The following is a 22,033-nucleotide window of genomic DNA, read 5'->3' on the forward strand; positions in this document are numbered from 1 at the left end:
AATGGCGAAACATTTACAAGATAAAACAACTTTGCATAACGGTGTACAAATGCCTTGGTTTGGTATTGGGGTATTTAAAGTAGAGGAAGGTCCTGAGTTAGTGAATGCTGTAAAAACAGCGATTACACATGGCTACCGTAGTATTGATACAGCAGCGATTTATGGAAATGAAGAAGGAGTTGGGCAAGGGATTCGTGAAGGAATACAACAAGCGGGTATTTCTAGAGAAGATATATTCGTCACATCAAAGGTTTGGAATGCAGATTTAGGATATGAGTCTACAATTGCTGCTTATGAGACAAGTTTAAATAAACTTGGACTAGAGTATTTGGATTTATATTTGATTCATTGGCCTGTAGAAGAGAAATATAAAGAGGCGTGGAGAGCATTAGAGACCCTTTATAAGGAAGGACGAGTAAAAGCGATTGGAGTAAGTAATTTTCAAATCCATCATCTTGAAGACTTAATGAAAGATGCAGAGATTAAACCAATGGTGAACCAAGTAGAATACCATCCACGCTTAACGCAAAAAGAGCTGCAAGCATTTTGTCAGGAACATGACATTCAGTTAGAAGCTTGGTCGCCGTTAATGCAAGGACAATTACTCAATCATGAAGTTATTCAAGAAATTGCTAACAACTATAACAAGTCTGTTGCACAAGTCATTTTACGCTGGGATTTACAAAATGGTGTTATCACCATCCCGAAATCTACAAAAGAACATCGAATTGTTGAAAATGCAGATGTATTTGATTTTGAGTTAAAGGAAGAAGATATGAAACGCATTGATGATTTGAATGAGAATCATCGTGTTGGTCCAGATCCTGATAATTTTGATTTTTAATGTAATGCACTGTTCCAAAGGTGGGATAGAGGAGTTATCCTGTCAGACAGCTGTGTCAATTTTGCTCATGTTAAGCATCTGAGGGGATACATGAAGAACCCGCACTTCAAGATTGTAAGGAGAGAAGTGCGGGAGTTTTCATAATACGATCATTGATACCAACCCAAGTAATTGAGTTATTGTCTAGTTCTCATTTACATCATCGGCTATAATATGGTTTAGAAAGGATGATTTCTATGGAACAGCGCTCGCTCGTCCTGCTTGGTTTGCTTATGAGCCAAAGTCAGCATGGATATCAAATTAATGAATTTATTGAAAGAAATTTAAGTACAGTTACAGATATGAAAAAACCTACTGCTTATGCAACTTTAGATAAACTTCATAAGAAGGGATACATTGATGTTCAATTGGAGCAAGAAGGAAACAGACCATCGCGCAAGGTGTATTCTATTAATGAAAATGGTAAGCAATATTTTTATAAATTGTTATTGGACAACTTATCTTCAGCCGAGAGTGTTAATTATCAAGGCGATATAGGGTTAATGTTTATTGATTTTCTACCATTAGAAAAATCGTTGCCTGCTCTAGAGGAACGATTAAATAAAAATAAGAAGTTCATTCATATTTTTAAACAAACTCCAGCTCATGAGATGAGGATTGGAGTCAACCTGGCAATAGAACATAAAATAACAATGTTAGAAGCAGAAATTGCGTTTCTTGAAAAAACTGTTCAAACTCTTAGTTCCAAAATTTAAATGCTCTAAAGACAAGGGAACCTCTGTATAGTAGGTTCTTTTTTGTTATCCCGCATTAACGGGCAGTAAGACCCCCACCTCAAGAATTAGAGAGAGGCAAAGAAGATAGGTGGGGGATAACTGCCCGTAAAAGCCCGATTGGTTCAACTAACCGTCAGTGGGGGATGAAGAAAACCCCCACTGACGGAAGTTTCACTTTATATATGTGAGTGTTTCTGCTGCATATTCTGTTGATATAATTACCCTAAATATAACAATTTAATTTATAGTCATGTTTTTATTAGTCACAGTTGACTAATGAAAATGTTGTGTATATAATAATCTTAATTAGTCACACGTGACTAATTATTTTAAAACTAAAGGGGTGACTCACATTATTTCTCGCACTGTTATGAACAGTCCTTCTACTATTTTAGTAGATGAATCGAGAGTAAGCTTTGATATTCAGAGAGTCTATGAAGTCGTCCAACTATCGCAAAATAAGTGAATTTTAGAAATCAAGTAATCATTATGGTAACGCATGCTTGAATACTGTGGCAAAGTCTACCGAATGAAAGACGGTAAACTAGAGCAAGTTAATTATTATTTAGCAAGAAAATAGAAACAGAGATCATTCTAGCATTAGGATGAATGAAAAAAGTATATATGTAATGCAGATATTCAATTCGAAGAAGTTTTCCAAACATTAAGGAGGTTTTTGAAGATGATCGTTGTTACAAATAGAATTAAAACAAAATTAGGATTTGCAGAAAAGATGGCTCCAGCATTTACTCGTCCAGGTGCACTACAAAAAATGGAAGGTTTTGTGAAAGTTGAAGTTTTACTTACACAAAACTTAACTGAGCATGATGAAATAAGTGTAAACACGTACTGGGAAGATAAAGAGAGCTTTATGAACTGGAGAAATAGTGATGCTTTTAAAGAAGCTCATAAAAGACCAGAACCAGGTTCTCAAGAAGCACAACAAGAATCACCGGTTTTAGGTAATCAAATTATTGTTGCAGAAGTTGCAGGTGTAATGGAAGCACTTCCTGAGAAGTAATACAATATAAATACGTTTTTTTAATAGGAACGGATGTATCCGTTCCTATTCTATTATTTAATTTACAAAGGGAATTTCATACATGAGAAAAAAGAAAAGCACCTCAAACGACTAGCGAGGTGCTTTTCCTTATATATTTTTATACACGTACAGCTGTACCGCTTACAGCAACCATTAACATTCCATCACGAACAACTTCGTAGTCTACATCGATACCGACAATTGCATTTGCACCTTTTTGCTTCGCAAGAGTTTTCATTTCTTCCATCGCAATATCACGTGCTTCTTTCAATTTACTTTCATATGCACCAGAACGGCCACCGACAACGTCACGAACAGAAGCGAATAAATCGCGTACGATATTTGCCCCCATAATTGCTTCACCGTTTACAATGTCAATATACTCAATAATTTCTTTTCCTTGAATAACAGAAGTTGTTGTTACGATCATTACCGACACTCTCCTATAATCTTTAAAATGTATGATTGTTTCTTATGCTTTTATTATTACATTGAAACAGTATGGTAACTATCTAATAACCTTACATAAAGGTGACAGTTTCGTAAGGTTTTATAAGTGGAAAAATGGAAGTGAAATTTTATTTAAAAGTTGATGGGTGGTTCACGACATGTATATGAACTATTCATTTTGTTGAAAACATGGATAACAAAGAAGGGGGTATAGACTTAGAAGAGTTTGTCCGATACTAGGAATACCCACGTATAAAATTAGCCCAGATAATGGAGTTATTGATATGCAAAAATATTTTCAATTTCATTCAAAACTGGATCCGTTTCGTCTTTTTTCCAAGGAGCACTTATTGACGCTCGGAATCATTATAGCCCTCAGTATTCTTCTGTTTGTTTTTAGAAAACAGATTCAAGAGCAGGGAAGAGAACGGCTTTTTCGTTTCTCTCTAGCGTTTCTCTTATTGGCTTTTGAAGCTCTTAATCATCTCTGGCTCGTGTATGAGAATGCTTGGTCGCCTAAAACGGCTTTGCCGCTCCAACTTAGTGATTTAGCTGTTATTTTGGCCATTGTGATGTTACTGACGAGGAGCTACAGACTTTTTCAATTTATGTATTTTGCGGGATTAAGCAGTTCTATTCAAGCTATCATTACACCTGACCTTGGAAAATTTTCGTTTCCTCATTTTCGATACATCGAGTTTTTTGTTTCGCATGGAGGAGTGGTGATAGCATGTTTGTTTATGGTGGCGGTCTGCAAATATCGGCCGACCATTCCTTCTATGTGGGTGACCATTCTCATTGTTAATCTTTATGCAGCTTGCGTATTTTTTCTTGATAAGTGGTTAGGGGCGAACTACCTGTATATCATGAAAAAGCCCAAAAGCGCTTCTCTTTTAGATTATCTTGGACCGTGGCCATGGTATCTTCTCTCGATGGAGTTAATGATGATTGTAAGCTTTTATCTTCTGTACAGTCCATTTTGGTTAACAAGGAAAATAGGAAGAAAGTAATTGAGTCGCCTTAAGGAGATTTTAAAAAAATAGATGATGAATATAGGTGTGGAGCATTAGTTTGCCAAAATGGCAGGCTAATGCTTTTTTATGAAAGCTTGACTTGTAAAATGACAATAAAGTTATTTAATTTTAAAAGCTCAAACAAGCATAACCCCGTTCTAAATTTGGGACGGGGTTAAAAATATAGTTGTTTAATCTCGATGCGAGATACTTCACTACACTAAAAAATATAACAATAAAGTCGTTTGAAATCTAAGTTTTAATTAACAATCGCACTCTTTTGCGGAAGATTAAGATAATGATTATAATTGCAGCCCATTAGCTGGTTGAACTAACATATCTTTTTGTTCAACACTGTATTGAGTCTAATAATTACAGCAAATATTTTACTGTCCGTAAAGCGTACTCGATTATTACGCTATCGTCCTCTGTTTATTTGAATTTAGGTCAAATTTTTAACTAAATAAATTGTGCCAATAGTTGGTTAAATTTCTCGCGTTCTTCCCAGAAAAGGCCATGACCACTATATTGAAACGGAACAAGCTGTGAATTTCTTATCTTTTCATTTAGTTCCTGAGCTTGTGCAAATGGAATAACTTTGTCATGAATGCCGTGAACGATTAAAGTAGGAACATTAATTTTCGGAAGATCCGCATGTAGCTTCTCATCTCTTAATGTAGTTATAATAGCAGCTGTCGACCAACTTGCTGCTTGTAGCCCCATTTGCAAAAACCAGTCCGAAAATGGTTTAGTTATATTCTGAAAGAAAAAGCCATCTGTTACGCCCTGCATCATTTTAGGCCGATCATTTAAGGTTTCTTTAAGGTAGTTATTAGCAGTTTCTGCGGTAAATCCAATTGGAGCGGCCGCATCAATAAGAACAAGCTTTGATACCCTAAAACCATTGTGACGAGACATATATCGAATTGCGATAGACCCACCGGTAGAGTGACCCACAAGAGTAAAATTGTTTATTTGAAGTGTACCAACTACTGTGCGGATATCATCTGCAAGTCTGTTAAAAGTATAGCCGCTCATTGGTTTATCCGAATTGCCAAATCCCCTCCAGTCTATACCAATACAGCGATAGCCCATAGCAGGAAGAACATTAAACTGATATTCAAACTGTTTATGGCTTAACGGCCAGCCATGTAAAAATACGATGGTCTTATTTCCCCCGGGGTTAATATCTTCTACATATAAATTCACACCTGACTCTACGGTAACAAAGTATCCCATGAAGATTCCTCCCTAGTTAATATAGTTTCAACAATAGATATTCATTTTGGTTAATATAAATGAGTACCAATTCAAGTTATAGGCCAGGGAAGCGAAACAGGACGGGCTTTATTGAACTATCCTGCCCCTTTAGTTTAAGTACATTCATTCACAATCTCCTCTATAAATTTAAACATAAATAATCAATTTATTTTGAAAATAAGTTACTCAACAATCTGACCCGATACATCAAGAAAAAACGCTCGATTGTTGAATACAATGATTGGTATTTTTTAAACAACTTTATTGTCACTTAACATATTTTTTAAACGATTTTTTTGTAAATTAAATAACTTTATTATCTCTACACATGACTTCCAATTTAGTTGTAACTTTTATAGTTATAAAAAAGACGAAAAAAGAAAAGTGAGGGAGCGTTTATTATTGGTGATGAGGTCATTCAAGGACTAGCTAGCAAAGAAAGATTAGCAAAAGCGATTGATCAGGAATTAGAAAAAAATAAAATAAACGAATTAGACGGCATGCAATGTAATATAGATGGATATTGTTAGTACTAGATTGAATTGTGCGTCAGCAAGAAAGGGATGGATATAAATTTAAACATTTATTGGAGGAATAAAAATGTCAGTAACTACAACAAATTTAAAAGATGCAATTATGAACCGTCGCTCTATTCGTAAAGTGAAAAAGAACGAAAATATTACGAGAGAAAGAATTAGTGAAGTTTTAAAAACAGCTTTATACGCACCATCATCTTTTAACATGCAAGGCGGCCGCGTGGTTGTATTAATGGATGCAGAACATGAAAAGTTTTGGGATATTGTAAAAGAAACACTTCGCGCTTTTGTTCCAGCAGAAAACTTTGACGCAACTGTAGAAAGATTAAAAGGATTTCGTGAAGGCGTAGGCACAGTTTTATTCTTTGAAAATCAAGGAACAGTGAAGACAATGCAAGAAAACGCGCCATCATATAAAGAGCAATTTCCATATTGGTCTCATCAAGGAAACGCCATGTTACAGTATGCAACATGGATGGCTTTATCTGCAGAAGGAATTGGAGCGTCACTGCAGCATTACAACCCAATTGTTGATGAAGAAGTAAAACAAACTTGGGATATTCCAGCAGAGTGGAGCTTAGTAGCACAAATGCCATTTGGTGAGCCAAATGAACAACCGGGTGAAAGAACGTTCTTACCTTATGAAGACGTTGTAAAATTTTATTAAGATAAACAAACGCATTGAGGTAAAAATCATGAATCAACGAACGAATTTAGAAATAATTCGCAGCTCATATAAAACATGAATTGAATAAAGTAATTTGATGAAAAAACGTCTCAAGTTTTCTTGAGGCGTTTTCTTGTATAGTTATGTTGAAGTATTAAAAAATATAAATTTTTGAAACCAAAACATTCCATATTCTATCTAATAAGTGGAAGGAGGGATAAGATGGATGAAATAAAATTAGTGAAAAAAGCGAAAAAAGGTAATGATGCAGCGTTTGAACAGCTCATTAGCCTTCATCAGGACCAGCTGTATCGTACTGCTTATATGTATGTGCAAAATAAAGAAGATGCATTAGATATAGTACAAGAAACAGTTTATAAAGCGTACTTATCCTTAGATCAATTACAAAAACCAAACTTTTTTCTGACGTGGTTGACGCGTATTTTAATACATAATGCTTATCAGCTGTTGAATGAGAAGAAAAAGGTGCAAAAATTAGAAGATAGCAAGAAATTAGCTGTTTACGAGGACGTACGAAACACGGCAAACCGAATTGAGCAAAACATTGACTTACAAGTAGCAATTGGACAATTAGATGAAAATTATCAAACCGTTATTATTTTATATTATTATTATGATCTTCCAATAAATCAAATTGCTTGGCATATGCATGTGCCTGAAGGAACTGTCAAAACGTATTTGCATAGAGCGAGAAAATTGTTAAAGAAATTACTGGGAGGGAGTGATGAGAATTGGATAAACAGTGGTTTAATGATGAAATAAACAAAATCGAAGTTCCTCGGGAAGAATTACAGATTGCCATAACAAAAGGTATGAATAGAGCACAACAAGAAAAACCAGTAAAAAGAAAATATAAACGAAGAAAGATTGCATGGTTAGCTGCTGCGTCAGTATGTATAGGTGTGCTAGGTTCAGGTTTTGTTTTCCCGCAAATGAATCGTGTATTAGCGGAAGTTCCACTTATAGGAAAAGTATATGATTATTTTCATGATACGGTGGGACAAGATCTCACAGAGAGTAAACTTGTAACAGAGTTGAATCAACAAGCAGTAAGTAACGGGGTTAGTGTCACAATGAACAGCGTGTATTACGATAGTGGTAGAATTAGTGTAACGTTTAAAGTTGATAGCCCAGAAAAAGTATCTATAAAAAATACTTTTGCCAATGGCTTTTATTATGAGTTTAAGCTTGTTGATGGAAGTCGGAAATGGATGAGTGCTGCTTCATGGGATGGAAAGATAACGGAAAATGGATGGCTTGGTAATATCCATATTGATTATCCAGAAAAAGAATTACCTCCAAATACAACATTACCAATTACCATCACATCTATTGGTGAAACGAGAGGATTTTGGAAATTTGATATTCCAGTGAAGCAATTAGAGAATAAAAAAATTAATACGCAGCAGTCCATTAGTAGTGAGGATCAAGAGCATACCTTTAATTTTGAAACAATTACAGTCGGAAAAGGATCAACGACGATTGACTATAAAGCGATTTATCCGCTTGCAGGAGAGAACGACTTAGCACGAATTGAAAAAATTACAGATGATAAAGGAAAAGAAATTCATATGTCCACTTCAGGGATTGAATTTGGCAGAGAAAAAGTGGGCGATCATGTAGAATCAGAAGAGCGTTCCATTTTCGGGAAAATTCCTGATGGGGCGGAATTCATTACGATGTATCCTGTTGTACGATTATCTGAAAAACCAGCTATTATTAAGCTGAACGAAACAACGCCATTTGAAATAAAAAGTACTCGTAGTGATATGAAAATAATCATTAATAAAATTCAGCATAAGAATCAGCGATTAATTGTGCAGTACACACTTCAAAATGCGGATACAAAACATAAATCTATGGATGAATTTATTAATTGCGGTGAAGTCATGAACCTTAAGGATACTGCGTACATAGACAAGGAGTTTGCACCAATTGGTCATGTTATAAAGGGAAGTACTGTGAAAGTATTAGACAAGGAAAAAATGCAGTTTCAAGCAACGTTTCAATTGGACGGAGAGTATGGCGTGAAGAATTTCAGCTTGAAGGATTATGTATTAGAAGTGGAGATGTCGCCGTTTCACCCTGATAAAACATTGCCGCCAGTTCAGATTAAATTAAAGTAAAACCATACTTCATGATTTGACATGCAATTGGTTATAGTAACAAAGGAACGATAATCAAGGAGGCTACTTTAGTGGACAACACAAGTAATTTTGTAGAGAAATTGCACGATACACAGGAAAAAGCTGAAAGAAATAAAAAGCGTCAAGGCAATGGGAATCCAGGCAAAAAAAAGCCAAATAAAACGCATAAATAATCACGAAAAGTTCATGTAAAAAAACACCTCCGTATTGAGGAGGTGTTTTTTCTTTGGTTTTAGTCCCTTTTCTTTTCCTCAACTTCATGTGCATCGCTTCGCATTTGCTTTTTTATTGCGCACATATAGAAAAACCAAAACGAAAAGCGCGAGAACGAGTAACACCAATAATAAGATAGAAGCATAACGGTGAATGGAATGGCCGATTAAATGCCAATCTTTCCCGAATATCATTCCTAATTTAATAAAAGTGAAACTCCATATGAATGCTCCCGTGTAAGCGTAAAGGCAAAATTTCCGAAAGCTCAAACGGGAAATACCAGTTAAATAGGCGGTAACATGCCTAACTCCCGGAATAAAGTAACCAAAAATCAATAAAGGTGGACCAATTTTTTGAAAGAGAGTTCGTGTCCGAGCGATTTTATTTTCTGTAATGTGCAGTTTAGGACCAAATTTCTTTAAGAAGGGAAGTCCAAGTATTTTTCCTAATATATAACTAAGTGTAATGCCAATTGAAGAGCCAACCCATGCAGTTAGTAAGGCAAGAGAAAATATCATCTTTTTTTGAAATATAGAGTACCCTACAAAAGTTAATAAAGTTTCATCGGGTATCGGTAATCCGATAATTCCTCCAACTAAAGCAATGATCAGTCCGAAATATCCATAATGGGAAATGATATAAGTTAAGTGCTGTTCTATTTGTAATCACCGTCCGTCTCATATGCATTAAGAATTACTATGTATTCTTCCTAGTTTCACCCAATTACATGTAATCATTACTATACGGATCATTTACTTTGCATGAAATAGCATGTATAAAAACGCCCCGTAATTAAATACTAAACATATTAAATTTGCTATTTTCTTTATTATAATCCAAAAAGGGGCTGTAAGCATGATTTTAAAACAACCGTATAAGTTCTGGATTGCCTTCGTGAGCGCGCTATTCATCATAACAAATCTCGTTTTTCCGCTTGGAAAGGCATTCGCAGAAGTGATGGATCATACGAAGTATCAAATGGATTGGAGTTATAGTAAATCTTTAAAGAAACCAATTCGAACTGAGCTCATTAAAACAGCAGATGGAAAAATTGCCTTTTGTTTAAATGTGCATTTAAAATCACCAAGCGGTCAGGATTTACCTGAAATAGGAAAAGCAGATATTGGGGTATACCGTGTATTACTCAATGGATATCCGGTAAAAAGTCCGCAAGAGCTCGGTGTATCGACTTGGGAAGAAGCGCATTATGCAACGCAGTTAGCTGTATGGAATGCGCTGAAGCAAATCGATATTAATGATTTAGATCATCGCAATAAAAATGTAGGAAAAGCAATGAAAGAAATTGTTGCAAAAGCGGAGAGCAGCCAAGAAGTGCAAGAGATTACGATGAATGTAACTCCAACAGAAAAGCAAACAGCAACGTTAAAAAATGATTTCTTTGAAACCGATTTGTATACAGTGGAAACAAATGCAACAAAAGGTACGTATCAAGTGCAAGCAACGAATGCACCTGAAGGTGTAAAGTTTGTGAATGAAAATGGCGAAGCAAAAACACAGTTTAACGTAGGAGAAAAATTTCGTGTTTTAATTCCAAAAGCAACAAAAACAGGAGAATTTAGTTTTAAAGTTGTTGCAAACCTTTCGAGGTTACAAGCTATTAAATATAAAGGTACTCCTGCAATCCAAGATGCAACAGTTCTTTTAGAACGAGGAGAAGAGAAAGCAAGTCCTGACTTGTTAGTAAATTGGGAAGCGCCAGCACCTTCTAAAAAGAAAAGATAATAACAAATCCCAACGCTTCGAGTTAGTATGAAACGTTGGGATTTTTAATTTCTAAAATTTTTTAAAAAACGACGGACATAAAATCGTATGTCCTTTCGAATAATATAGTGTAACGTTGTAAACACAATATTTATATATAAAGAGGAGAGAGGGAACATGATAGAAAAATATGAAGATATCGCTGAAATATTAAAGGTATTAGCGCATCCTGTGCGTTTATGTTTAGTAGAAACCATGCTTGCAAAAGGCCCTACGAATGTAACAACAATGTATGAAAAATTGGGAATGCCTCAAAGTACAATTAGTCAACATTTAGCCAAGTTAAAAGCTGCTAAAATCGTTTCGGGCACTCGAAAAGGGTTAGAAATTTATTATGAAGTAGTGGATAATCGTACGAAAACGATATTATTAAACCTTGTGTAATTTTCTTGTCTTTGTAGTAAACGAGTGAAACGGAAACTGTGGAACTTGCTACTTTCGCAAAAGACATAAAACACCCCCAATTTGGGGTATCACATTCCGATCACTTTTTCAGTCTAATGCTATTTTTTAACAGTCTAATAATTTATCGTAGATTTTAAAATATTTCTTAATAAAATATTAGGCTGTTAACCGAATAATAGAGAAAAGAAAACAAAAATCATAAAAAAAGCGCAATTCTTTTAGAAGGAATTGCGCTTTTTTTATGTGCATTATATTTTTATGTCAGAAAAACTAACATGACTTATTTTTATGAAAACGTTTGTATTATTGAGTATTCACGAGAAAAATAGAGTATTAACGAGATAAATTTGTATGAAATTGTTGTTTTGTCGAAAAATGTTGATTTTTGATTGATTTTAGGATACAATTCAATTTATGTGAAAAAAAGGGAGGGGACAATATGATTAGCATTTTAGAAAAATTCGTCGGAGTAACGAATGATATTCTATGGACTTATGTTATTATTGCCATGTTAATTGGCTTAGGCCTTTATTTTTCTTTTAAACTTAAATTCGTTCAAATTCGTCACCTAGGGGAAATGGTGCGTTTAATGACGGATGGATTGACAGGGAAGACGCGTAAAAAAGGTAGCGTTTCTTCTTTCCAAGCTTTCTGTATGAGTTCTGCAGCCCGTATTGGGATCGGGAACTTAGCAGGTGTAGCACTAGCGATTTCTTTGGGAGGTCCAGGTGCGGTATTTTGGATGTGGTTAATTGCGCTTATTGGGGCATCTTCAAGTTTTGTAGAGAGCACATTAGCGCAAATTTATAAAATAAAAGATGGCAGCGGGTTCCGCGGCGGTCCAGCTTATTATATGGAAAAAGGTTTAAATAAGCGTTGGATGGGAATTGTATTCTCGATCTTAATTACAATTAGTTATGGACTGATTTTTAACTCAGTACAAGCAAACACAGTTACACTTGCATTTAAGAATGCATTTGGTCTTGACCGTTATATAGTTGGAATTGCACTTTCTCTTTTAGTTGCAGTTATTATTTTTGGCGGTGTTAAGAGTATCGCACGTATGTCAGAACTGATTGTGCCACCAATGGCAATTGTATATATTGGAATTGCATTGTTTGTTGTTCTTAAAAACATCACATTGCTTCCAGATGTATTTACAGAAATCTTCACGAATGCATTTGGTTTACAAGAAGCAGTGGGCGGCGGCGTTGGTGCTGCGATTATGATGGGTATTAAGCGTGGTTTATTTGCGAACGAAGCAGGTATGGGTAGTGCACCGAATGCAGCAGCAACAGCGGACGTATCTCACCCTGCGAAGCAAGGATATATTCAAACGATTGGTGTATTAGTCGATACGTTCTTAGTATGTACATCTACAGCATTTATCGTACTATGCTCTGGTGCTTACAAAACGCCAGGCTTAACAGGTATTGAGTTAACACAAGTTGCGTTAAGTTCACAAGTCGGATCTTGGGCAAGTGGTTTCTTAGCGATTATTATCTTTTTATTTGCATTTAGTTCTCTACTAGGAAACTATTATTATGGTGAAACGAATATTGAGTTTATTAAAACAAGCAAGACTTGGTTAACGGTATATCGTATTGCGGTAGTTGGAATGGTTATGTTCGGTTCTGTTGCAGCTGTACAAATTGTTTGGGACATGGCTGATTTATTCATGGGCTTCATGGTAATCACAAACTTAATTGCAATTGCGCTTCTGGGTAAGTTTGCATTTGCTGCACTCACAGACTATGTGAAGCAGAAGAAACAAGGGAAAGATCCTGTATTCTATGCGAGCTCTATCCCAGGATTAAAGAATACGGAATGCTGGGAAGATTCAGTTGCTGGAAAAGAAAAACAAGTAGGCTAGTAATGCAAAAAGAACATAGAAGAAAGATTCTATGTTCTTTTTTTTGGCTATTTTTCCCTAAAAAAAATATATTGCATTTCCTCAAGATAACGCTTACAATTTGCTTATGGATAGAACAAAATGATATCATTCTCATATTCCACATGAACTATGTAGTAGTATATAAATTTGCATAATGCAAACGCTTACTAGTGTAGGCGGTAAATTGTTTTTAGAGGGACTTATTTTTTTAATCTGAATTGTCAGACGTCTATCGTTCAACGACTAATAGGGAATAATAGATGAAACGAAAAAAATGGAGGATTCACGTATGAAATTTGTTATGTTTCTTGTAGGATTAATTGCTGTATTTATACTAGCGTTCCTTGTAAGTAGCGATCGGAAAAAGATTAAATATAAGCCAATTGCTATTATACTTGTTATTCAATTAGGATTATCATATTTCTTACTAAATACACAGATTGGATACTATTTAGTTAAAGGAATTTCTGATGGATTTAGTACAATTTTAAAATTTGCGGACGCTGGAGTTAACTTTGTATTTGGCGGAATGGTAAATAAAGGAGAATTTACGTTTTTCCTTTCTGTATTACTTCCAATTATTTTCCTTGCGGTGTTAATTGGAATTCTGCAACATCTTAGAATTTTACCAGTCATTATTAAAGCGGTCGGATTCTTATTAAGTAAAATAAATGGTTTAGGTAAATTAGAATCTTATAATGCAGTAGCAGCGGCAATTGTTGGTCAAGGGGAAGTTTTCATTACAGTAAAAGATCAACTAAGTAAGTTGCCCAAAAATCGTTTATATACACTATGTGCGTCTTCTATGTCGACAGTTTCCATGTCAATCGTTGGTTCTTACATGAAAATGCTTGACCCTAAGTATGTTGTAACAGCACTTGTTTTAAACTTATTTAGTGGATTTATTATCATTCACATTTTAAATCCTTACGATGTGAGTGAAGAGGAAGATATTTTAGAGTTACAAGAGGACAAGCACCAAACGTTCTTCGAAATGTTAGGCGAGTACATTATGTTAGGATTTTCAATTGCAGTTACAGTAGCAGCGATGTTAATCGGATTCATTGCATTGATGGCAGCAATTAACGGTCTATTCGATTCTATTTTCGGTATTACATTCCAAACGATCTTAGGGTATGTGTTCTCACCATTAGCGTTCATCATGGGTATTCCAGCATCAGAAATTGTATCAGCTGGACAAATTATGGCAACAAAATTAGTAACAAACGAATTCGTTGCGATGCTTGATTTAGGAAAAGCAGCAGCTCATTTAACACCTCGTACAGTTGGTATCTTATCTGTATTCCTTGTATCATTTGCGAACTTCTCATCTATCGGAATTATCGCAGGTGCAACGAAGAGTATCGATGCAAAACAAGCAAATGTTGTATCTTCTTTCGGATTAAAACTTGTATATGGTGCAACGTTAGTAAGTATTTTATCAGCGATTATCGTTGGGGTAATGCTATAAAAAAAGAAAAAGCAATGGGCAGCGGGCTCGTTGCTTTTTTTGTTGCGTGCCCAGCTAAGCTGGGCACTGTTCACTGGTGAAGGTTCAGTCTAGGTAAGAACCAAGTCGCCTAGTAGCTGACAGGCAATCGGGGGAGAAATTCTAAGATTGAAGCCTTGTGACAAAGTAACTTCTTACTAGAAGTGCGAGCGAATTAGCAGACCGTAACATAAAGTGAACCTTGCCGCTTCGTCAAGAGCACCCTAGCAATAGGAGAAGTCGAAATTAGTGAATACGTGGGACGGAAAAGAGGGATTTAATTTTCTTGGATTTCATCATCGGAAATTTCCAAAACATGTGAAAGACGGGAAGAGAGTGCATATCATGGCACACGTACCGAATAAGGAGGCCATGAAGAACATGCGAGAGCGCATCAAGAAGTACACAGAGTCTAGAAATAAATTGTACTTACAATTGAATGAGATGGTGAAAGGATTAAACCGAATCTTACAAGGGTTTAAGAATTATTATAGCCTATCTCCAATGGGGCAGAAATGGCTTGGCAAAATAGGCTGGTACGTTCTGGAACGACTGAATCTTTTCTGGAACAAGAAAAGAAATGTTCGAAAGAAACATAGTCGCATTAAGGACTTGATGAAGAAAACAACATACACACTCGTGAAAGTGGGAAGCTAGAACAAAACTGAAAGCCAAAGAAAGAAGAACATCGGAAAGCCGTATGAGGGAAAACCTCACGTACGGTTTGATGAGGGGAAACCGGAACAGAAAAGAGATGGCAAAGCCATCTCTAAGACATCTGTTTCAGTTTTCTACTCTACTACCTCTGTGCCCACCTAGGCATGGCGAACTGCTCTTTACCGTGTGAGTAACCCCTCCTTATCCACCTTCTGGTCTGATTGAAGAAGGGGAATTCTTTTGGAAGCATGTTAAAAAGAAAGAGGAGTACATAGATTATTTACAATACACAAAATCGTAACAAAGTAGACAGTATATTTAGAGATTTCAAAAGGTGTATGTCACTTTCTTGTTGAATAAGTTATGTAGAGAATTTTGACCAAATAAAAACCCGAATCATAGATAAACATGATTCGGGCTATCATTCAGATTAGTAAGCTAAGCTGAATAATCCTTTAATGTGTGATAAGTAACGAACGTTACTTGCTTCTTTCATTAATGATGCTGGTAAGCCTTTAAGTGGAGTTGAGCTTGCTCCGATTGTAGCAACAGCATCTTTACGTCCTAGACTTGCAAGTGTTCCAGAGTTTACTGGTGCGAACTCTTCGAATGCTTTGCCTTCTAGTGCTGCGTATAAGTTGTATCCAATTAACTCACCCATTTGCCAAGCGATTTGTGCAGTTGGTGGGTATGGACGGCCGTCTGGAGCGAAGACAACAGCGCTGTCTCCAGCAACGAATACGTCTTTATGAGAAGTAGATTGAAGGTATTCGTTAACAGTTGCACGGCCGCGGTTTACTTCAAGACCTGATTCACCGATTAATGGGTTACCTTGTACGCCGCCTGTCCAAACGAATGTGTTAGCAACGATTTTTTGACCGTCTTTTAAGTCGATTTCATTGCCAGCAACGTTTGTTACAGGAAGACCTGTTAAGAATTTAACGCCGCGTGCTTCTAAGCTAGTAGTTGCACGTTCAATTAAATGGTCAGGTAATACTGGAAGAATTTTTGGGCCTGCTTCAACAAGAAGAAGTTTAACTTCTTTTGGATTTACGCCGTGGCTTTTTGCAAGTTTAGGCATAATGTCAGCAAGTTCACCAACTAGCTCAACGCCAGTTAATCCGCCGCCGCCGATTAAGATTGTAGCATCAGCTTCGTTTTTCGTTTTAGCGTATTCACGAATACGGTCTTCAACGTGTTTGTAGATTTTGTTTGCATCAGCAGCAGATTTTAATACCATGCTGTTTTCTTCTAGTCCTGGAATACCGAAGTAAGCAGTTTTACTTCCTAAAGCAACTACAAGTGCATCGTAAGATAAAGTAGTGCCACCAGCTAGTTTAATTTCTTTGCTATCAACTGAGAATGACTCAACTGTTGCGATTTTAAGATCGATATCTTTGCCTTTGAAAAGTTTTTCTAATGGCATAGCAATTGCCTGTTCAGAAATATTTCCTGCTGCAAGGCGGTGTAGTTCCGTAATAATTTGATGTGTTGGATATTGGTTGATAACTGTAACTTGTGCTTCTGATTTGCTGTAATGTTTACGTACATTTAAAGCTGCAAGAAGTCCGCCATAACCAGCACCTAAGATGACAATTTGTTTTGACATAGTATGATATCCCCCGTCTTTACTAATTGTTGTGTAAGAAAGAATTATTTATGATTGCGTTCTGCAGTAATTTGAAGATAAGCGTTTACAAAGCGAAACATTTTTTGTGCTTGCGGATCTTTTAGCATTCTTAAAAGGCCAAAAAGACCGATAACTTCGTTGCTTTCTTCAGCGCGATCTTTCGCTTCGATAGCAGTTGCAGCAATGGCTTTCACTGTATCTTTTACAGGTTCTGCAAGTTCTTGGATTGCTCCAACAGTATCATTTTTTAATACTTCATCAGTAGCGACTGCTTGAGCGAAATCATAAGACTTTGTTAAAATGTTAACGAGCTCAGTTAATTTTGGAAGTTGTTCTACTAATGTAGTTAAAGACTCTTGAACTTCAGGCTTTAATAGCTGATCAAGTACATCAAGCTGTCCTTGACTAGCAGAAATTTGTAATGATTCTTGTTCAGGCTTTGTTTGAGTGATTGTTTCTGGCATCTCCAATTCTCCTTTACGATAGCAATACTTCTTAAATTTTTGGGAATGAAAGAAGATTCCCCATTACAGGTAAGATTTCTTCGTCCGTAACAACTCGAGGAAATTTGTAAAAATTTACACAAAGATTTAGGGCAAGCTGCTCTTAAAGTTACTATTGCCGGTGAATATGTCTTTTCAAATCGTTGCAACATTCGAATGAACTATAAGTAATCACCGAATCTGAAATAGTAAATTTTAAAAGGCTAGTTGCGTCCTCTAGCTTATGGACTTGTCCAGTAAAAGACTTTGCCTACCAACTGAGTATATTATATACTGTAATACACCTATGTTAACATAAAAATGATTATTAAGCATTCGATTTTAATGACTATAATCTACGAACCTACAGGGCGTTATATCTGTTTTTTTATTCCAATTTTACAATGTAAGAAGCATAAATTGACGAAAGCGGTTGATTTATGCTTTTTTTGTTTGCGTGCCAGCTAAGCTGGAACAGAAAAGAGATGGCAAAGCCATCTCTAAGACATCTGTTTCAGTTTTCTACTCTACTACTCAGCTGGTGGAGTAAACGTGCGTTTTTCTAATTCAGCATCTAACATAAATAATGCATTTGAATCGTTTGTAATTCGTTTTAATTTTTGAATGGTGCTATCGAAAGATGCTTCTTCTTCAACTTGTTCGTCAACAAACCATTTTAAGAAGGTAATCGTAGCATGCTCGCGCTCATCCCAAGCAATATCAGATAGGTGATAAATTCGTTTTGTGACTTCGCGTTCATGTTCGAGACCGATTTCAAAAGCAGCTAAAATGGATTCGTACTCGTTATTTGGATGATCGAATCCAGTAATGATCGCACGCTCACCGCGATCATTAATATAATTGTAAAGCTTCATTGCATGGAAACGCTCTTCCTCTGCTTGTACAAGAAAGAAGTTGGCAAATCCATCATAGCTTTCTGATGTACAGTAAGCCGCCATTGCCATATACACATGGGCGGAGTAAAACTCAAAGTTCATTTGATCATTTAGTGCTTCACGTAATTTTGGAGATAACATAAAAAGACCCCTTTCATATTATTACGATATAATCATATCATAATTGAAAATAATTCTCATTTATATTCGAATCGCTTGGAGAGTTTCTTAACATGCGTTTCCATAATATCTTGTAAATCTAAATTATATTTTTGCGCTAAAATAATAAGATTTCCTAACACATCTCCAATTTCTTCTTTTAATTCAATTGTTAATTCTTCTTCGCTTTTTTTTCGTTCATCTGGACGATCACGACCAATTTCAATAGCACGCACGACGCGAGAAACTTCTCCCACTTCCTCCGCTAAAAAATTAACGCGAATAAAGGAATTATATTGTGCCCAGCCCCGCTCATAATAAAATTGTTCCACCCAGCTTTGAAATTCATTCGTGTTCATCCTTTTCCCATCCTCCCAATATGTAGTATGATTACATTGTAGCATAACAATATGTAGTTTTGGGGTGGAGTAATGAAGCGTATTTGTGTATTTGCAGGATCGAATGTTGGAGAGCGTCCAGAGTTTCAAGCAGAAGCTCGGCAACTTGGAGAAATACTAGTTCAAAATAATATAGAGCTTGTATACGGAGGCTCTTGTGTTGGATTAATGGGAGAAGTAGCAAATCAAGTATTAGAGCTAGGCGGCCGTGTAACGGGTGTCATGCCTCGTGGATTATTTAGAGGAGAAATTGTTCATCAAGATTTAACAGAACTAATCGAAGTGGAAACGATGCATGAGAGAAAAGCAAAAATGAGTGAACTTGCTGATGCATTTATTGCACTTCCAGGCGGTTATGGAACGTTTGAAGAGCTGTTTGAAGTGGTATGCTGGTCGCAAATTGGGATTCACGAAAAGCCTGTTGGCCTACTGAACATTGCAGAATTTTACACACCGTTATTACAAATGGTGGACCGTGCAGCAGAGGAAGGCTTTATGAATCCATCGAATAAAGAATTGCTTGTATCTGCAAAAACGGCTAATGAGTTAATTCCTAAAATGAAAGAGTACAAACGACCAGTGATGGGGAATAAGTGGAAGCAGTTAACATAAATAAATAAATAAAAAACCGAGCGGAATTGTCCCGCTCGATTTTTTGGTGTGATATTTGTCGAATGTGGTCGAAGGGTCTTTATATTGTGTCGAATCGCCGTTATATTAGAAAAAACGCCGATAAATGATGCATTTGCGCCGATATATTGCTAAGCTGCTGCCGTTTTTCTTATTGATTCAAGAATGCGCGTAACATCCATGCGTGTTTTTCAAGTTCTGTGTAGATGCCAAGTAGTAAATCAGATGTCGTTTCATCGTCTGCATCTTGTGCGATTTCCATGCCTTTTTTGAGCTCAAGAAGCATTGCTTCATAGTCTTTCATAATTGCTTCGACCATTGCTTCGGCAGTTTCTCCGTAAGCTGCTTCTTGAACAGAAGATAGTTCTAAGTATTCTTTCATCGTTGCTACTGGTTTGCCGCCGATTGCTAAAATACGTTCTGCAATTTCATCGATGTGCGTAGCTGCTTCTGTATAAAATTGTTCGAATTTCTCATGTAATGTAAAGAACTGAGGTCCTGTTACGTACCAGTGGTAGTTGTGTAATTTTGTAAATAAAACGTTCCAGTTTGCTACTTGTCTGTTTAATACTTCAATAACTTGTGTATTCATAATATCAATCTCCTTCACGTTTTTTTTATTTTTAATACCAATTACTAATTTATAATTATTATAATCTAATAGATGGTATAAAATCAACCCTTTTTGCATATATATTTTTAAATATTTTGTGACATAGGTGTAGGTTTAAAACAAGGAATAATGTGGCATACAGAGAAAAGAGAATAATATAGAAAGGAGAATGAAGATGCAACTCCTATCTCAAAAGATATATCAACACACTGAGAACTGGTATGTACTTGATGAAGATTTTCCATGGGATATAAATCAAGTAAAGAGGGATGTGTTCTCATTAATTGAACGGCGTGATATACCTGTATTTTTCTGTGATACGTGTGAAACAAATGATGTGCTAGTCCGACTAGGAGAAGAGGAAGAAGAATTTTTATTTCCGCTGAACGGATTTTATCATAAAGAAAAGCGTTTAATTTTCGTTTGTATGTGGGAGAAGTATGAGTGCTTATTGGAAACATTGTTGCATGAGTTTCGGCATGATATGCAGCATGAACGGAAGTTATTATATGTCGGTAATGAAATGTATGAAAAGCGGTGGATTGAGAAGGATGCCAGAGTGTTTGCGAAGAGAAAGATGAGAGAATATAGGAGAAGGTGTGCAAACTAAGACATAGTGAATCCGGCACTATGTTTTAGTTTTACTTACAAAAAGAAAGTAGTTGACATTTGTATAGTTTAGTTCTAAACTATAGTTACAAAGCTTAGCGAGGTGATGGAATGAAAACAGATGAACGACTTGGTTTATTAGTATGGTTTCGTTTATCACGCTTTTACAACCAAAGTATTAGAGAAACGAATCAGCATTTAAAAAAATGGGATTTGTCTGCTGCACAATTTGATGTATTAGTACAAATTGGGACAGGGGATCGTTTAACGCAGCAAGAATTAGGTCAAAAGCTTTTCGTTACAAAAGGAAACGTTACGCAGCTTTTGAGTAAAATGGAGCAGCTTGATTTGATTCAAAGAGAGCAAGAAGGAAAAACGAAATATCTTTCCTTAACAGAGAAAGGTAAAGCACTGTATGAAGAAGTTGTTCCGCCCCAAGAAAGATTTCAAGCAGCGCAATTTTGCAAGTTGGATCGCGAGGAACAGAAACAGCTGTTAGCATTACTTCGTAAATTACAATCATAAAAATTTTAAATAAATATCTCGAATTCGAGATAAAATGAGGTGAAGGATATGTTCAAAAAAATTGATCATAAACAAATGGGAAGAGCAAATCACGGTTGGTTAAATACACATTTTCATTTTTCATTTGCAGATTACTACAACCCAAATAATATGAGATTTGGTGCACTTCGCGTAATTAATGATGATTTAGTAGCAGCACAAACAGGATTTGATATGCATCCACACCGTGATATGGAGATTATTTCTTACGTAGTGGACGGAGCATTAACGCACCAAGATAGTATGGGAAACCGCGGGACAATTGAACGCGGCCATGTGCAATACATGAGCGCTGGAACAGGTGTCTTCCATAGTGAGCACAACTTAGGAGATGAAACATTGCGTCTTCTGCAAATTTGGATTTTACCAGACCGTGCTGGCCATACGCCAAATTACGGTGAATTTAAATTTGATTGGAGTAAACGTGAGAATACATGGTTCCACATGGTTTCACCAATTGATGGCGGTGCACCGATTGAAATTCATCAAGATGCAAATCTGTACTCTCTTGCTTTAGAAAAAGGAAAAGAGATTACATTCCTAGTTGGTGAAGGGCGTCAAGCTTATTTGGTTCAAATTGAAGGAAGCGGCATTGTGAATGGTGAAACGTTAGTGATGAGAGATGCAGCAGAAGTCATTGAAGAAGATATCCACATTCAAGCAGCAGAAACAGCTCATTATTTAGTAATTGAGATGAAGAAACAATAATTAAGTGAAACTTTCAACAGTGAGGGGGCTTACTGCCCGTTAATAAAAATATGCCACGAGTAGCGTCTATAGATAGCGCTGCTCTTTTTTTGTATGAATTTTCTGTCGAAATTTTCTAAAATTTAAACGGGAGGTTATTACTATTATC

25 protein-coding genes and 1 pseudogene are annotated in these 22,033 nt (G+C 36.1%); 18 read left to right on the plus strand and 8 right to left on the minus strand.

What is annotated here, in order from left to right; all coding sequences use genetic code 11:
- Position 1: 1 nt before the first annotated feature.
- The 3 genes from ACTDJC_RS06955 to ACTDJC_RS06965 all read left to right on the plus strand — a co-directional run bounded on the left by ACTDJC_RS06955 (position 2) and on the right by ACTDJC_RS06965 (position 2,641).
- A complete protein-coding gene (locus tag ACTDJC_RS06955; protein ID WP_440602975.1) occupies positions 2-844 on the plus strand; it encodes an aldo/keto reductase in 843 nt (280 codons plus the stop codon).
- A 236-nt stretch (positions 845-1,080) separates the two neighbouring features.
- Positions 1,081-1,599 (plus strand): PadR family transcriptional regulator, encoded by a 519-nt coding sequence (locus ACTDJC_RS06960; RefSeq protein ID WP_440602976.1) that lies wholly within the window; start codon positions 1,081-1,083, stop codon positions 1,597-1,599.
- Between the two features lie 703 nt (positions 1,600-2,302).
- On the plus strand, positions 2,303-2,641 hold the full coding sequence (locus ACTDJC_RS06965) for a heme oxygenase (protein WP_440602977.1): 339 nt from the start codon (positions 2,303-2,305) through the stop codon (positions 2,639-2,641).
- 139 nt (positions 2,642-2,780) lie between these two features.
- On the opposite strand, the gene ACTDJC_RS06970 is transcribed toward ACTDJC_RS06965, so the two are convergent.
- The gene (locus ACTDJC_RS06970; protein ID WP_230574642.1) at positions 2,781-3,092 is read right to left on the minus strand and encodes a heavy metal-binding domain-containing protein; all 312 of its coding nucleotides are present in this window, start codon (positions 3,090-3,092) and stop codon (positions 2,781-2,783) included.
- Positions 3,093-3,396: 304 nt separating this feature from the next.
- On the opposite strand from ACTDJC_RS06970, the gene ACTDJC_RS06975 reads away from it, so the two are divergent.
- Complete coding sequence (locus ACTDJC_RS06975; protein ID WP_440602978.1) at positions 3,397-4,122, plus strand: YwaF family protein; 726 nt, start codon at positions 3,397-3,399, stop codon at positions 4,120-4,122.
- A gap of 462 nt (positions 4,123-4,584) precedes the next feature.
- Here ACTDJC_RS06975 and ACTDJC_RS06980 read toward each other — a convergent pair whose 3' ends face one another.
- Positions 4,585-5,364, minus strand: a complete 780-nt coding sequence (locus tag ACTDJC_RS06980) for an alpha/beta fold hydrolase (RefSeq protein ID WP_440602979.1) — start codon at positions 5,362-5,364, stop codon at positions 4,585-4,587.
- A gap of 419 nt (positions 5,365-5,783) precedes the next feature.
- Between ACTDJC_RS06980 and ACTDJC_RS06985 the strand changes: the two are divergent.
- From ACTDJC_RS06985 to ACTDJC_RS07005, 5 genes and pseudogenes are all read left to right on the plus strand, one after another.
- Positions 5,784-5,915, plus strand: a pseudogene (locus ACTDJC_RS06985) (DsbA family oxidoreductase); the annotation flags it as partial.
- 70 nt (positions 5,916-5,985) lie between these two features.
- On the plus strand, positions 5,986-6,588 hold the full coding sequence (locus ACTDJC_RS06990; RefSeq protein WP_440602980.1) for a nitroreductase family protein: 603 nt from the start codon (positions 5,986-5,988) through the stop codon (positions 6,586-6,588).
- A 222-nt stretch (positions 6,589-6,810) separates the two neighbouring features.
- Positions 6,811-7,371 (plus strand): sigma-70 family RNA polymerase sigma factor, encoded by a 561-nt coding sequence (locus tag ACTDJC_RS06995; RefSeq protein ID WP_440602981.1) that lies wholly within the window; start codon positions 6,811-6,813, stop codon positions 7,369-7,371.
- A complete protein-coding gene (locus ACTDJC_RS07000; protein WP_440602982.1) occupies positions 7,341-8,735 on the plus strand; it encodes a DUF4179 domain-containing protein in 1,395 nt (464 codons plus the stop codon). Before ACTDJC_RS06995 ends, ACTDJC_RS07000 begins: the two co-directional genes overlap by 31 nt.
- A 71-nt stretch (positions 8,736-8,806) precedes the next feature.
- A complete protein-coding gene (locus tag ACTDJC_RS07005) occupies positions 8,807-8,929 on the plus strand; it encodes a DUF4023 domain-containing protein (RefSeq protein ID WP_098308933.1) in 123 nt (40 codons plus the stop codon).
- An 84-nt stretch (positions 8,930-9,013) separates the two neighbouring features.
- Here the strand turns inward: ACTDJC_RS07005 and ACTDJC_RS07010 are convergent, their stop codons facing one another.
- The gene (locus ACTDJC_RS07010; protein WP_098308931.1) at positions 9,014-9,628 is read right to left on the minus strand and encodes a DedA family protein; all 615 of its coding nucleotides are present in this window, start codon (positions 9,626-9,628) and stop codon (positions 9,014-9,016) included.
- Between the two features lie 196 nt (positions 9,629-9,824).
- Between ACTDJC_RS07010 and ACTDJC_RS07015 the strand changes: the two genes are divergently transcribed.
- From ACTDJC_RS07015 to ACTDJC_RS07035, 5 genes are all read left to right on the plus strand, one after another.
- Positions 9,825-10,712 (plus strand): thioester domain-containing protein, encoded by an 888-nt coding sequence (locus ACTDJC_RS07015; protein WP_253630821.1) that lies wholly within the window; start codon positions 9,825-9,827, stop codon positions 10,710-10,712.
- Positions 10,713-10,868: 156 nt separating this feature from the next.
- The gene (locus ACTDJC_RS07020; RefSeq protein WP_253630820.1) at positions 10,869-11,135 is read left to right on the plus strand and encodes an ArsR/SmtB family transcription factor; all 267 of its coding nucleotides are present in this window, start codon (positions 10,869-10,871) and stop codon (positions 11,133-11,135) included.
- A gap of 463 nt (positions 11,136-11,598) precedes the next feature.
- Positions 11,599-13,029 carry an alanine/glycine:cation symporter family protein gene (locus ACTDJC_RS07025; protein ID WP_440603058.1) on the plus strand — a complete coding sequence of 477 codons (1,431 nt, stop codon included), beginning with the start codon at positions 11,599-11,601 and terminating at the stop codon, positions 13,027-13,029.
- Positions 13,030-13,339: 310 nt separating this feature from the next.
- Positions 13,340-14,521, plus strand: coding sequence for a NupC/NupG family nucleoside CNT transporter (locus ACTDJC_RS07030; protein ID WP_440602983.1), 1,182 nt, complete (start codon positions 13,340-13,342; stop codon positions 14,519-14,521).
- 267 nt (positions 14,522-14,788) lie between these two features.
- Positions 14,789-15,196, plus strand: a complete 408-nt coding sequence (locus ACTDJC_RS07035) for a group II intron maturase-specific domain-containing protein (RefSeq protein WP_440602984.1) — start codon at positions 14,789-14,791, stop codon at positions 15,194-15,196.
- A gap of 430 nt (positions 15,197-15,626) precedes the next feature.
- Here the strand turns inward: ACTDJC_RS07035 and ACTDJC_RS07040 are convergent, their stop codons facing one another.
- The 4 genes from ACTDJC_RS07040 to ACTDJC_RS07055 all read right to left on the minus strand — a co-directional run bounded on the left by ACTDJC_RS07040 (position 15,627) and on the right by ACTDJC_RS07055 (position 18,722).
- Positions 15,627-16,805, minus strand: coding sequence for an NAD(P)/FAD-dependent oxidoreductase (locus ACTDJC_RS07040; RefSeq protein ID WP_098308922.1), 1,179 nt, complete (start codon positions 16,803-16,805; stop codon positions 15,627-15,629).
- Positions 16,806-16,849: 44 nt separating this feature from the next.
- Positions 16,850-17,290, minus strand: a complete 441-nt coding sequence (locus tag ACTDJC_RS07045) for a DUF1641 domain-containing protein (RefSeq protein ID WP_253630818.1) — start codon at positions 17,288-17,290, stop codon at positions 16,850-16,852.
- A gap of 548 nt (positions 17,291-17,838) precedes the next feature.
- Positions 17,839-18,345 (minus strand): ferritin, encoded by a 507-nt coding sequence (locus tag ACTDJC_RS07050; RefSeq protein WP_098308918.1) that lies wholly within the window; start codon positions 18,343-18,345, stop codon positions 17,839-17,841.
- 56 nt (positions 18,346-18,401) lie between these two features.
- Positions 18,402-18,722, minus strand: coding sequence for a MazG nucleotide pyrophosphohydrolase domain-containing protein (locus tag ACTDJC_RS07055; protein WP_098308916.1), 321 nt, complete (start codon positions 18,720-18,722; stop codon positions 18,402-18,404).
- Positions 18,723-18,794: 72 nt separating this feature from the next.
- Here ACTDJC_RS07055 and ACTDJC_RS07060 point away from each other — a divergent pair, with 72 nt between their 5' ends.
- The gene (locus tag ACTDJC_RS07060; protein WP_098308914.1) at positions 18,795-19,373 is read left to right on the plus strand and encodes a TIGR00730 family Rossman fold protein; all 579 of its coding nucleotides are present in this window, start codon (positions 18,795-18,797) and stop codon (positions 19,371-19,373) included.
- A 169-nt stretch (positions 19,374-19,542) separates the two neighbouring features.
- On the opposite strand, the gene ACTDJC_RS07065 is transcribed toward ACTDJC_RS07060, so the two are convergent.
- The gene (locus ACTDJC_RS07065) at positions 19,543-19,983 is read right to left on the minus strand and encodes a Dps family protein (protein WP_440602985.1); all 441 of its coding nucleotides are present in this window, start codon (positions 19,981-19,983) and stop codon (positions 19,543-19,545) included.
- A 196-nt stretch (positions 19,984-20,179) separates the two neighbouring features.
- Between ACTDJC_RS07065 and ACTDJC_RS07070 the strand changes: the two genes are divergently transcribed.
- The 3 genes from ACTDJC_RS07070 (at position 20,180) to ACTDJC_RS07080 (ending at position 21,885) form a co-directional block, all read left to right on the plus strand.
- Positions 20,180-20,614, plus strand: coding sequence for a DUF3920 family protein (locus tag ACTDJC_RS07070; RefSeq protein ID WP_440602986.1), 435 nt, complete (start codon positions 20,180-20,182; stop codon positions 20,612-20,614).
- A 110-nt stretch (positions 20,615-20,724) separates the two neighbouring features.
- Positions 20,725-21,138 (plus strand): MarR family winged helix-turn-helix transcriptional regulator, encoded by a 414-nt coding sequence (locus tag ACTDJC_RS07075; protein WP_230574662.1) that lies wholly within the window; start codon positions 20,725-20,727, stop codon positions 21,136-21,138.
- Positions 21,139-21,186: 48 nt separating this feature from the next.
- Entirely contained in the window at positions 21,187-21,885 is a 699-nt protein-coding gene (locus ACTDJC_RS07080) for a pirin family protein (RefSeq protein WP_440602987.1), read from the plus strand.
- Positions 21,886-22,033: the final 148 nt, after the last annotated feature.

Source organism: Bacillus sp. GB_SG_008, from assembly GCF_052038115.1.
GTDB classification, from domain to species: Bacteria; Bacillota; Bacilli; order Bacillales; family Bacillaceae_G; genus Bacillus_A; species Bacillus_A rhizoplanae.